Below are 11,952 nucleotides of genomic sequence, written 5' to 3' on the forward strand. Positions count from 1 at the left end.
CGGACGTGTGGCGAGAATTGATCGGACCCGGTGGTCCGGTTCGGCCGGGACCGGGCACTGCACCCTCTCCCACCTGCGGCCTGGGATCGTCCCCACTGGGCGGGGAAGCCGTGGTCACCTCCGCTTCGCGGGGCGCGGTGGCTTCTTCACTGTAGGCAAGGCAATGGACTTGTTCGTACGGTCTACCGCTCCGACGCGGAATCGATCACCGGAAGCTGAACGGCGAGCAGAGTGACATCATCGTCCTGCTCATACCCATCGAGCATGCTCTCAACAAGGTACTCCAGCATCTGCTGTGGATCGCCCACCACCTCGGGACGCGCCTGCAGGGCGGACGCGACCCTGACGAGCTCGTCCAGACCGGCGTCGACGGATCGTCTGCGGTTCTCAACCAGTCCATCGGAGTAGAGGGCGACGGTGTTACCGGGTTGCACGAAGAATTTGTGGTGGCCCCTCGGAGAGCTGACGCCGAGCGGGGTGTCCGGCTCGGTCTCCAGCAGCGAGGGCCCCGCGTTCCCGGCCACCACGAGCGGCGGGAGGTGGCCCGCGTTGCTGAGGTCGAGCTGTCCGGTGACCGGGTCCAGGACGAAGTAGACCAGGGTCGTCACCTGGTCCCACGTCTCCGTGGCCGAGAACATGCGGTCGAGCCCGGTCAGCACGTCGGCCGGCTCGGGCATCGAGAAGGCCAGCCCGCGCAACGCGTTGCGGATGCGGCTCATTCCCGCCGCGGCGTGGATGCCCTTGCCCATGACGTCGCCGAGGACCCCGGCGACCCGGCCGTCGGGCAGGGGGAAGGCGTCGTACCAGTCGCCGCCCACCTGCACGTGCTGGGAGCCCGACCGGTAGTAGGCGGCCAGTCGTACGCCCGGGACCTCGGGGAGCTCCTCGGGCAGGAGGCTGCGCTGGAGCTCCTCGGCGGTGTCGTGCTCGCGTTCGTAGACGATGGCCCGCCCGATGGCCAGGGCGCACTGTCCGGCGAGCGCCTCCAGGAAGACCCGCTCCTCGTCGGTCACGTCCCGCTGGGAGCGGAAGGAGAAGCGCAGGGCGCCGATGGGGCGGCCCGCGACCATCATCGGCAGCGCGACCCAGGCGCGTTCGGCCGTGCGCTCCAGCAGCTCCTCGACCTCGGGGGCGTGCTCCATCAGCTCGCGCAGGTCGGCGGGGCTGGCGGCCAGACGGGGCGCCCGGGAGGCCACGGCGCGGGCCGCGACGTCGGGGTAGTCCAGGGAGAAGCCGCGTTCGGGCAGGCCCGCGCAGCCGTCCGCGGAGAGGATGCGCAGGCGCAGCCGGTCGCGGTCGTACAGGGCCACGGAGGTGTGGTCGGCGCCCACGCCGGAGCGGCCGATCTCGGACATGGCCTGGACGACCTCGTCCGCGGTGAGCGCCTCCGCGAGGTCGGAGGTCGCCTTCTGGAGGCGGGCGGTGCGCATGGCCGCCTCGCTGAGCTGCTGGTTGAGGCGTTGGCGGAGTTCGTCGGCCTCGCGCTCGTTGGTGACGTCCACCAGGGTGCCGAGCCACTCGGCGGCCCCGGAGCCGTCCGTGACCGGGTTGGCCCGGGCCCGGTAGTGGACGTGCCCGCCCGCGCGGCTGCGCACGCGGAACATGGCGTCGAAGGGGGTGACGTCCAGGACGGCGTCGTCCCAGGCGCGTTCCACGCCGGGCCGGTCGTCGGGGTGCAGGGCGTCCAGCCAGCCGCGCCCCAGGTAGGCGTCGAGGTCCTGGCCGGTGACGGAGCGCCACTGGGGGCAGTCCTCGCTGACGTCGCCGTCGGCCCCGGCCGACCAGACGATCTGGTTGCCCGCCTGGAGGAGGGCGCGCAGTCGCCGCTCCTCGCGGTGGGCCGCGCCGCCCTCGTGGTCGTGGGCGGCGATGAGGGCGACGTGCCGGGCCCCGTCGGAGGGGTCGTCGACCGGGAACCAGGTGAGGTCCCAGACCTGGCCCGAGGCGGTGCGGTGACTGCCGCGCACGGAGTGTCCGGTCTCGCGGACCCTGGCCGCGGAGGCGAGGTGGGCGGCCGCCCCCGCCGGGTCGTCGGTCCGCTCCCCCACCTCGGCGGGGGTACGGCCCAGACAGTGGTCGGGGGTGCCGCCGAGGACGGAGGCCATCCGGGTGTTGATCGAGACGAAGACGTCGTCGGGGTCCAGGAGGGCGAAACCGATGGGGGCGTCGGTGAGGAGGGACTTCACCGCGTCCGGCAGTTCCGCCGCGTTGATCCTGGGCGGGGGAATGGACGTCTCGGCGCTCAACTGCTCGACACCTCCGGAACCTTCGGATTCCCCAGCCGGGTTTCGATGGGGGGTTGGTGGACCGCGTGGTCCCCTGCGCACCGTGCCCGCCACCCGTGCGCGGTGGCGTTCCGGCGCGGGACGCGCGGCGCTGATTCCGGTCGGGGGGCTCCGCGGCTCCCAGGAGTCACGCTCCATGACTCCTCTCGGCCGCTGTCACGGCTCAAGCATAAGACACACCCGCCGACGCGCAACGGCCACCGGGGAGCGGCCGGTACCGCGGGTGGAAGGTAAATGTTAGGCCACGGCACCGTCCCGGCACAGGCGACCGGGGGCTTTGCGGGCGTGTTTTCCCATAATTGCCGATGGAGGACGAGGGGGCACGGTTTGCGGGTAACCGTTCGGAACGGGAACGTTATATGTCCGAAACGCCCATTTCGCATCGGCGACCCCCGGTGACCGGGCCCTCCGGGTAAACGGCGCCCCCTCCAGGTTTTATCAACAGCGTGCCGCGACGAGGGTTGACTGTCCGCTCAGAACAAGTGGAATAGGTGGAGGTCACCGTCCCGACCCATCCATCAGCCAGGAGTGTGAGCGAGAATGCTCCAGACCTTCCCGGTCCAGGATCTCAGACAGATCTCGGCACGGCTTCACGACGAGTTCAGCGGGCTGTCCCCCCGCCGCGTCGAGCGCTGTGTCACCGATACCTGGCACTGCGCCGAACACCTGGGCATCACGGTCACACCGCACCTCGTCGAGCGGGTCGCGCGCGAGCACCTGGAGGCCGTGGTGAACTCCGTGCCGCCCTCCGCCGTCCGCAGGGCCGCCCGCCGCTCGGGGACGACGCTGTTCACCGGCCACCGCGCGGTCCCGGAACCGCGCTGAGCCCGGTGGCGTGACGGCCGGGCACGGACCCTCACGGGAGCCGCGCCCGGCCGTCGCGCCGCCCGGTCCGGGCCGCGTCCGTACCCGCTCTCCGGGGCGCGGCCTCCTCCGGGGCCCGGTCGCCACGTGAGGCGGACCGAGGACCCCGCGCCCCGCCGACCGGTTGCGCACAAGCGGGAGCGGACCCGCCGCCCCCTGGCATACGCTTCAGTTCGTGCCATCCCCTTCGCCCTCACCCACAGGCCCCGACGTCCCCGCAGCCGCCTTCGAGGAGATGCTGCGCGCGGCCAGAGCCCTGCTCGCCATGCGGCACCCGCTCGACGCGGAGCTGGCCTTCAGCGCCCTCCTGGGCTCCTGGTGGGGTGAACGACTGCCCGGTGTGGACGTGGAGCGGCTGCTCGGCGAGGGGCTGATCACGCACGCCACCGCCTCCGGCCGACCGGCGGGGCTGGGAGTGCTGGCCGCGATCACGGCGCTGGGCACCTCCCCGTCCCAGCGCGAGCTGGCCGAACAGGGCATGATCGCCCTGCGCGAGCGGGGGCTCCAGGCCCCGGCGTGGGCCTCGCAGCTGGGCGCCGTCTCCCCCGTGGCCGTCTACGTGAACGGCGACCGGTTCGGCGACACCGACGACGTCGTGTGCGTGTTCAGCCGAGACGCGCCCGACCGCACCGGATCGATGCCGGCCGAACACGCGCTCATCCTGGTCCTGGACCACAACAGCGGCGGGCTGCTGCGGGACGCCTGGGTCACGACCAAGGTCGACCTGCTGCTGGAGCAGTGCCGCGAACGCGCGGACGGCGACGACCTGGCCCGCTTCGACCGCCTGGAGCTGACCGAGGCGCGGGCCCTGCTCTCACGTGCGCTCGAACGCACCGAACGGGTGGTCACCGGGGTCCGCGCGGACCCGTCCGCCGGACCGACCGTGGAGCCGGTGGGGATCTCCTCCGCCGACCTCACCGGGGGCTCGCTGGCCTCGCTCTTCGCTCTGGCCGCGGCCCGGGTGCAGCGGCTCCCCCTCCCTCCGGACGGGGTCGTGCTCTCCCCGGTCCCCGTGTGGCGGCGCGACCGGCGCGCGGTCCTGGCCGCGCGCTTCCTCGCCTCGGACCAGGCGGCCGAGCTGTCGGACTCCTACGCGGCCAGCCGTTGCGTGGACCACATCATCGCGCACGGCTGCGACGTCGACTCGGGGCGGCCGCTGCGGGTGAGTCCCCGCAAGGTGGAGTCGTTCCTGCTGCACTGGCTGCCCGGCCGGGTCGTGCTGCTGCCCGAGGAGCAGGAGGCCATGCCGCACGTCCTCGCCGCGTGGGTGCGCTGGGCCGGGGCCCGTTCACAGCTCCCGGAGGTGGCGGTGGCCGCCACCCTGGACGCGGTGTGGGAGACCATCTCGGCCTTCGCCGCGACCTACCGCGACCCGGCCCGTCCCCTGGGGCTGCGCCAGGAGGCGGTGCGGCGCCTGCTGCCGGACGGCGACTTCGCGTCCCTGGCACGGCGGATGTTCGCCTTCCCGCTGCTGGCCAGCGAGATCGTCACCGGCGCACCGGAGGAGTTCGCCCCGGACACCTCCCGGGGGCGTCGCGCCCTGTTGAGACTGGACCACTACGGCGAGTACGAGGCCGCCACCCCGCACAGCGGCCGCCACCACTCCACCGGACAGGACCGCTGGTACCGGCCGGTCACCGGTACGGACGCCCAGCGGGAACGGGAACTGGACCGGCACGAGCGGCTGGCGAAGCGGCTCTGGGACGGCCGCCCCGCCAACCTGTGGACGGCCGCCCGCCGGATGCTCGACCGGGGACAGGACCGCCCGACCGTGCTGGCCGTGCTCACCGAGGTGCTGTTCAGCGCCACCAGCGAGAGCGACCTGCGCCGCCGCCTCGACGCCCTGTAGCCGCGGTCAGTCGAGCATGCGGGTCCGCAGCGCCTCCAGGGTGCCCTCGGACAGTTTGAGGCCCTGGGCCACGTACGCGTCGAAGGAGCCGTACACCTCGTCGACGCGGTCGAACGCGGTGTCCAGGTAGGCGGCGCGGACCCGGGTCATGGGCTCCACGTCCTCCCACGGGAGCTGGCTGTCCTTGGACAACTGGCGCATCCAGCGGTCGGTGTTGGCCTGGCGCGCGTTGCTGACCAGGAAGTCCCCGGTGACCGCCGCACGGTCGACGCCGAGGAGGGTGAGCAGCAGCGCCGCGCCCCAACCGGTGCGGTCCTTGCCCGCGCTGCAGTGGAAGACCAGGGACGTCGGCCCCTTGGCGGCGCGCTCGACCAGTTCGCGGTAGCCGTCCAGGGCCTCGGTGTCGGAGACCAGGGCCCGGTAGACCTCCCGCATGAACCGTTCGGCGGCCCCACCGCCGAACACGGCCCTGGCGCGGTCCGGGTCGGAGAGCAGGTCGACGAAGTTGGCGCCCGCCGCCTCGGCGTTCTGGACGCCCACGACGGCGTACTCGGCCCCTTCCGGGACCACGTCGGGCAGGCGGTCGCGCTCGTGGTGGGTGCGCAGGTCCACCAGCTGGCGGAGGCCGAGGCCCTGGTAGACGTCCAGGTCCGGCCCGGTGATGGTGTGCAGGGCGTCGGAGCGGTAGATGAGGCCGCTCCGAACGGTACGGCCTTCCCTCGTGCGGTGGCCGCCGAGGTCACGGAAGTTGGGGGCACTGGGGAGGAGGAAACCGTCATTCGTCACGACGCAGACGATACCCACCGACCCGGCGCCCCGTCACCACGTGGCCGGCACCGGACGCGCCCTCAGCCCGCGTCCCCCCGCAGGGCCTCGATCTCGGCACCGGCCTCCTTGACGTCCTTGGCGGTGTCGACCCCGCGCCAGAACCCGTCGATGCGGTAGGCGGCGAGCCGCCCCGCCGCGGCCAGGTCGGGGAAGGTCGAGGACTCGTGGTCGCCCTTGACGGGCAGCAGCGGGGTCAGGCCGGGCTCGAACAGGTAGACGCCCGCGTTGATCCACACCGGCAGCAGCGGGCTCTGGGTGAACCCCTCCACCCGGTCGTCGGCGTCGACGTCGACGATGCCCCAGGTGGTACGGAACTGGGCCAGGGCCAGGGTGCCGAGCCCGCCCTTGGCGCGGTGGTGGTCGGTGAGCTCGTCCAGCGGGAACCAGGTCAGCACGTCGCCGTTGAGCGCGAAGTACGGCGCCTCGGGGTCGCGGAGCCCGGTCGCGGCGTAGCGCAGCGCTCCGCCCCGGCCCAGCGGCTCGTCCTCGACCAGAAGGGTGATCTCGGGCCCCTCCCGCCGCTGGCCCAGGTGCTCGCGCAGGACCTCGGCCTTGTAACCGCAGGAGACGACGACCTGCTCGACACCGTGCGAGGCCAACCACTCCAGCTGGTAGTCGACGATGGGCCGTCCGGCCACCTCCACCATCGCCTTGGGGCGGGTGTCGGTGTAGGGCCGCAGCCGGGTGGCCTGTCCTCCAGCGAGGATCAACGCCTGTCTGACGGGGGACTCGGAGGATGTGCTCGCAGCGGTCATGTACTGGACAGTAGCAGGAGGGGGACGGGGATTCCCTAGCGCTGCTGGGTGGCGTCGGCGTAGGCCAGGCGCACGTCTTCGCTGGTGACCACGGTCAGCTCGGCGGCGGTGGCCGACTCCCCCACCTCCTGGGAGACCCGCAGGTCGCGGTGGGAGCAGGCCCGCTCGTAGAGGGAGCGCGCGAAGCGGCCGTTGCCCAGCTCGTCGATCCACCCGGTCTCGCACACGTGCGTGAAGATGCTGTGGAGGTCCTCGCGCGCCGTGTCGTCGAAGACGTCCCCCGTACGGGCCGCCACCGCGTCCGCGATCTCGGACAGCTCTCCCGGCTCGTAGGACGGGAACCGCACGCGGACGTTGAACCGCGAGGACAGCCCGGCGTTGGAGGCCAGGAACCGGTCCATCTCGTCGGTGTAGCCCGCCAGGACCACCACGAGCCGGTCGCGGTCGTCCTCGGCGCGCTTGAGCAGGGTCTGGATGGCCTCGGCACCGAACGCGTCACCACCGCTGTATCCGGGGTTGACCAGGGAGTAGGCCTCGTCCACGAACAGCACACCGCCCATGGCGCGGTCCACCAGGCGGTTGGTCTTGACGGCGGTGGCGCCCAAGTGCTCACCCACCAGGTCCGCGCGCTGGGCCTCCACCACCTCGGAGCGGCCCAGCATGCCGAGCGCGGAGAAGACCCGGCCGAGCACGCGCGCGACCGTGGTCTTGCCGGTGCCGGGCGGGCCGGTGAAGACGAAGTGGCGCATCGGCGGCTGGTGCGGCAGGCCCTGTTCCTCGCGCAGCCGCGCCACGCGCAGCTGCGCGACCAGCGAGCGCACCTGCTCCTTGACCGGTTCCAGACCGATCATGCCGTCGAGTTCGGCCATCGCCTCCTCCAGACCGGGGGACTCCCCGAAGCCGGGGAGGCGGGAGGTGAGTTCGGCGTAGGCGGTCTCGACGTCCGCGGCGAGCACGGTGACCAGGGCGTCCGCGCTGGGGCGCAGGGCGGGCGCGTCGCCGTCGGTCCCGGAGGTGACGACGCGGACGTCGCGGGCCTGGGAGGCCTTCTCCACCAGGGAGCGGGCGAAGCGGCCGTTGCCGAGCTCGTCCACGGCCTCGCGCTGCACCGCCTGGTCGAAGCGGCGGCGCAGGGTGCGGGCGGCCTCGGGGTCGAGGTAGTCGCCGCGCTGTCCCACGAGGTTCTCGGCGATGCGCAGGAGTTCGGCGGAGGAGTAGCTGGGGAAGCTGATGCGGGTGGAGAACCGGGACGCCAGGCCGGGGTTGGTGGCCAGGAAGGCGTCCATCTCCTTCTCGTATCCCGCCAGGATGACGACCAGCTGGTCGCGGTCGTCCTCGGCGCGCTTGAGCAGGGTCTGCACGGCCTCGTTGCCGAACCGGTCGGCCTGTCCGTCGCCTTCGTTGACCAGCGAGTACGCCTCGTCGACGAAGAGCACGCCGCCCAGGGCCCCGTCGATGAGCTCGTTGGTCTTGATGGCGGTGGCGCCGAGGTACTCGCCGACGAGGTCGGCGCGCTGGGCCTCCACCACCCGTGAGCTGGGCAGGAGGCCGAACGAGTGGAAGATGGTGGCGAGGGTGCGGGCGACGCTGGTCTTGCCGGTGCCGGGAGGCCCGGAGAAGACCAGGTGGCGCAGGGGCCGCTCCACGGAGAGCCCGGCGTCCGCCCGCAGCCGGGCGGCCTCGATGGAGGCGGCGATCCCCCGGACCTGCTGCTTGACGGGTTCCAGCCCGATCATGTTCTCCAGCTCGGCCAGGGCCACGTCGACGGGGACGGGCTCCTCCTCGGTGTCGTCGCCCCCGGGGGCGCCGCCCCCGCGCGTCCCGTCGGAGCCCCGGCCGCGCAAGCCCTGGCGTCCGCCCTGGTTCCCGGCCCGGTCGGCGCCGGCGGGCGCGTTCCGCCCCGTCCCCGCCGAGGGCTCGCCGGACCCGGGCCCGGATCTGGTGCCGTTCCCGCGCTTCTCGTCGTTCTCCCGGCTCTCCCTGGCCACCTGTCCGGAGGCGAGCAGCCGCCACAGCAGGCAGGCCCCGGCCGCGGCGTAGAGCACCGCGATCCCGGCCCCGGCGGGGAAGGATTCGACGATCATGCCGACCAGCGCCACGGAGAACCCGGAGACCAGACCGGCGGTGAGCGAGAGCAGCGCGGTGTGCCAGGCGGGGAACTCCCGGGCCCGCCCCGCGGCCAGCACCACGAGCAGGGGCAGCGGCAGGACGAGCAGGGTGACCGGTTCTCCGGTGAGCGGGATCTGGAACAGCGGGACGGCGACGGCCAGCCACACCACCGAGACCACCACGGTGAGGAAGGAGTCGAAGGAACGCATCAGCGCGGCGAACGCCACCAGCACGAGCAGTGTGCCGACCAGGACGTTGACCACCGGCAGGCTCAGCACGAAGGCCGCGACCGCGGCCACGGTGAGCACCACCAGCCCCGCCGCCAGGCGCTGCCCGAGGGGGAGCCCGCGGTGGACGGCGCGCAGGCGGTCCAGCGCGGAGGCCCGGTCGGGTGGCGCGGCGGCGGCGGAACGCGTCTGGCGCGTCATCCCTAGCCCCTTCCTGCGTGGGGGTCGCGTGGTCGGCCCGGGGGCGGGCCGGGGTCGGAGGGGAACGGCGCCCGGGCTCCGGCGGTCGGGCCGGGGCGTCGTCCCGGAGTCGGGTCGAAGGGAGCGGTCCAGGGAACAGCCTTGCCCCAAGGGGGGTCGGATGTCCAGTGCGGGGTGGCGTGTCGCGGGCCGCCCGGCGCGGATCAGAGGCGGATCAGAGCAGGGGGATCTGTCCTCCGGGGGCGGGTCGGACCCGGCGCAGGTGGCTCCAGCGGGGCAGGTCGTCGAGGTAGGACCAGCTCACGCGGTGCTGCGGGGTGGGGCCGTGCTCGGCCAGGGCGGACTTGTGCACGGGCGAGGGATAGCCCGCGGCGCGCTCGAACCCGTACCCGGGGTGCTCGTCGGCGAGTTCCGCCATGAGGGCGTCGCGCCGGACCTTGGCCAGGATCGCGGCGGCGGCCACGCTCACGCAGTGCAGGTCGCCCTTGACCTGGGTGCGCACCCGCCAGGGCCGACCGATGAAGTCGTGGCGGCCGTCGAGGATCACGGCGTCGGGGCGGGGGTCGAGGGCGTCCAGGGCCCTGCGGGCGGCGCGGTGCAGGGCCTCGGTCATCCCGACCTCGTCGATCTCGGCCGCCTCGGACCAACCGAAGGCGTGGTCGGCGACCCAGGGCTCGATCCGGGCGGCGAGTTCGCGGCGCCGTTGGGGGGTCAGTCGCTTGGAGTCGGTGAGTCCGGCGGGCGGCGCGTCCTCGCCGGGGATCGCGGCGCAGACCAGGAGGGGGCCGGCCCAGGCGCCGCGGCCCACCTCGTCGACGCCCGCCACCACGCGCGCGCCGTGGGAGCGGAGCTCGTTCTCGACCTCCAGGGTCGGGGCGGGGGTCGGGTCGCCCTTCGGGGCGCTGTTCTTCGGGGTTGTCGTCGTCGGCACGCCACAACCCTAGGGCGGCCGGGGGACCTCCGGGGCCGGTTCCGCACCCCTTCCGGACGCCCCTCTGATGGGTATTGTGCGACTCACCGTGCGTGACAACCAGTCATGGAGCGTGACTTTCGGTAGTTTCCGCTTGTTGGGACCGCCGTGCCGGGCCGCCGGAAGGAATGGACATGCAGCACACCAGGCCGAGAACACGGCCCGTACCCCCGCCGCGCACTCCGGCCCGCCCCGCGTCACGGCACCGGCCCGGTCCCCCGTTCCTGCACGGTCGCCTCTACGACGTCATCGCCGCCGCCACCCGGGTGGGGGTGGGCTGGGTGTTCGCCGAGTACGGACTGGCGCTGCGCGGCCGGGAGGCCCTGGTCACCGAGCGGCTGGCCGACTCCGGGGTGCCCGCCGCCTCCCTGGTCGCGCCCGTGGTCCCCGCGCTGCTCGTCGCGCTCTCGGTCTCCTTCGCCGTGGGTCTGCTCACATGGCTGACCGGGCCGCTCCTGGCCCTGTCAGCCGTGGTCGGCACGCTCGCCACCGCGGCCTCCGAGTCCTCCCCGTTCGGCTCCTGGGGAGCGACCGCGCTGGTCACGGCGGTGTGCGTGCTCATGGCGGTCGGCGGGGGCCGGTGGTCGTGGGACTACCTCGTCCTCACTCCCCGGCCCCGCGGACACCGCCAGGTCAGCCGCCGTGGCGTCTCCGCCAGGCGGGGACGGACGTCCGCTCTTTCCCCCCGTCGCCCCGAACACGCCCCTCCTCTGCTCTATCCTGTGGAGCAGGCCGCACCGCGTCGGCCGAATCGACTGTGACGCGGCCCGTTCGAGCCCCTCGGCCGCCCATCGGGCCCGCGTCGCCGTGACCCGGATTCGATGGAAGGATCGCCATGTCCGCCTCGGCTTCCGGCCCGAACCCCGACGGGTCCGTGGCCAAGCTGATCGAGATCGCCGAGAAGCCGACGCTGGGCCAGCGGCTGATCAGCTGGGCCTCCCGTCCCCCCGGCCGGCTCTACATCCCCGCCTGCGCGGTGATCGGGCTGGCCCTGCTCTTCGAGGACAGCGTGCCCGCCGGGCACCTGCCCACGTTCGTGATCGGCCTCGGCGGCGGGCTCCTCCTGGCCGGGATGGGCGCGCTGCGCCTCGGGATCGCGCTGGCCGTGGCCCGGCCGATGATCCGCCACTACTGGCTGCGCTGGATCTCCGCCCCGCTCATCGCCTTCCTGGCGCTGGGCCTGGCCGTCGCCGACGTGCCGCTCAAGACACGCGTGGCGGGTTCCTCCGAGCAGCTCCTGGAACTACGCGACGAGGTGGCCGACCCCACGACCATCCCCCGCAACGGGGAGTGGACCGGCCTCTACCCGTTGCGCAGCGTGTCCGTCACCGGCGACGTCACCCACTACGAGGTGGAGAAGGCCGGGCTGTTCTACCCGGCCGGACTGGCGCACAGCACCGAGGAGATCCCCGTGGGGGTCTTCGTTCCCGGCCAGGGGTCGCGGATCTACGAACACGTCTCCGGCGACTGGTACGTGTGGGTGGACCACTAGGACGGGGAGCGGGTGGGACCGGCGCTTTACCCGGCGCTGTCCCGCTCCAACCCGGCTCTCACCCTCGGCGTGTAGACAGGGACGGTCCCCCGGGAGACACCCTCACGGTTCTCCCCCACCGCAGTCTCGTCACCCGAGAAGAGGAACCATGCGCGAGTTCGCGCTCACCCTTCACCTGCGTCTGCACGACTCCCTCACCGCGCTGCGCCGCGCCCACGCCGTCGGAGACGACGACCTCGCCAAGGCGCAGGCCGGAGAGGTCGAGGACCTCGTCGAGATCGCCGCACGGCACGGCATCGACATCGCCGGATACTCGGGGCTGACCCTGCACCCGGCCCTGACGACCGCGAGCTGAGTTCGCGCACGGTACGC

At 73.1% G+C, this 11,952-nt stretch carries 10 protein-coding genes; 5 read left to right on the plus strand and 5 right to left on the minus strand.

The window, feature by feature from the left end:
- Positions 1–182: 182 nt before the first annotated feature.
- Positions 183–2,246, minus strand: a complete 2,064-nt coding sequence (locus tag ACFYL4_RS17400) for a SpoIIE family protein phosphatase (protein WP_387519241.1) — start codon at positions 2,244–2,246, stop codon at positions 183–185.
- Positions 2,247–2,825: 579 nt separating this feature from the next.
- On the opposite strand from ACFYL4_RS17400, the gene ACFYL4_RS17405 reads away from it, so the two are divergent.
- Entirely contained in the window at positions 2,826–3,110 is a 285-nt protein-coding gene (locus ACFYL4_RS17405) for a three-helix bundle dimerization domain-containing protein (RefSeq protein WP_387519243.1), read from the plus strand.
- A 274-nt stretch (positions 3,111–3,384) separates the two neighbouring features.
- Positions 3,385–4,998: a hypothetical protein gene (locus ACFYL4_RS17410; protein WP_387519417.1), complete on the plus strand. Its 1,614-nt coding sequence runs from the start codon at positions 3,385–3,387 to the stop codon at positions 4,996–4,998.
- A gap of 6 nt (positions 4,999–5,004) precedes the next feature.
- On the opposite strand, the gene ACFYL4_RS17415 is transcribed toward ACFYL4_RS17410, so the two are convergent.
- The 4 genes from ACFYL4_RS17415 to ACFYL4_RS17430 form a co-directional block, all read right to left on the minus strand.
- The gene (locus ACFYL4_RS17415) at positions 5,005–5,802 is read right to left on the minus strand and encodes a tyrosine-protein phosphatase (RefSeq protein WP_387519245.1); all 798 of its coding nucleotides are present in this window, start codon (positions 5,800–5,802) and stop codon (positions 5,005–5,007) included.
- A gap of 44 nt (positions 5,803–5,846) precedes the next feature.
- Positions 5,847–6,581 carry an NDP-sugar synthase gene (locus tag ACFYL4_RS17420; protein ID WP_387519247.1) on the minus strand — a complete coding sequence of 245 codons (735 nt, stop codon included), beginning with the start codon at positions 6,579–6,581 and terminating at the stop codon, positions 5,847–5,849.
- Positions 6,582–6,616: 35 nt separating this feature from the next.
- On the minus strand, positions 6,617–9,118 hold the full coding sequence (locus ACFYL4_RS17425) for an AAA family ATPase (protein ID WP_387519249.1): 2,502 nt from the start codon (positions 9,116–9,118) through the stop codon (positions 6,617–6,619).
- Positions 9,119–9,332: 214 nt separating this feature from the next.
- The gene (locus tag ACFYL4_RS17430; RefSeq protein ID WP_357761272.1) at positions 9,333–10,049 is read right to left on the minus strand and encodes a ribonuclease HII; all 717 of its coding nucleotides are present in this window, start codon (positions 10,047–10,049) and stop codon (positions 9,333–9,335) included.
- A gap of 173 nt (positions 10,050–10,222) precedes the next feature.
- On the opposite strand from ACFYL4_RS17430, the gene ACFYL4_RS17435 reads away from it, so the two are divergent.
- From ACFYL4_RS17435 to ACFYL4_RS17445, 3 genes are all read left to right on the plus strand, one after another.
- Positions 10,223–10,849: a DoxX family protein gene (locus tag ACFYL4_RS17435; RefSeq protein ID WP_357761269.1), complete on the plus strand. Its 627-nt coding sequence runs from the start codon at positions 10,223–10,225 to the stop codon at positions 10,847–10,849.
- A 74-nt stretch (positions 10,850–10,923) separates the two neighbouring features.
- Positions 10,924–11,580 (plus strand): hypothetical protein, encoded by a 657-nt coding sequence (locus ACFYL4_RS17440; protein ID WP_357761267.1) that lies wholly within the window; start codon positions 10,924–10,926, stop codon positions 11,578–11,580.
- 148 nt (positions 11,581–11,728) lie between these two features.
- On the plus strand, positions 11,729–11,935 hold the full coding sequence (locus ACFYL4_RS17445) for a hypothetical protein (protein WP_357761265.1): 207 nt from the start codon (positions 11,729–11,731) through the stop codon (positions 11,933–11,935).
- Positions 11,936–11,952 lie beyond the last annotated feature (17 nt).

This window comes from Nocardiopsis sp. NPDC006938, from assembly GCF_042869555.1.
In the GTDB taxonomy this organism is placed as follows: domain Bacteria; phylum Actinomycetota; class Actinomycetes; order Streptosporangiales; family Streptosporangiaceae; genus Nocardiopsis.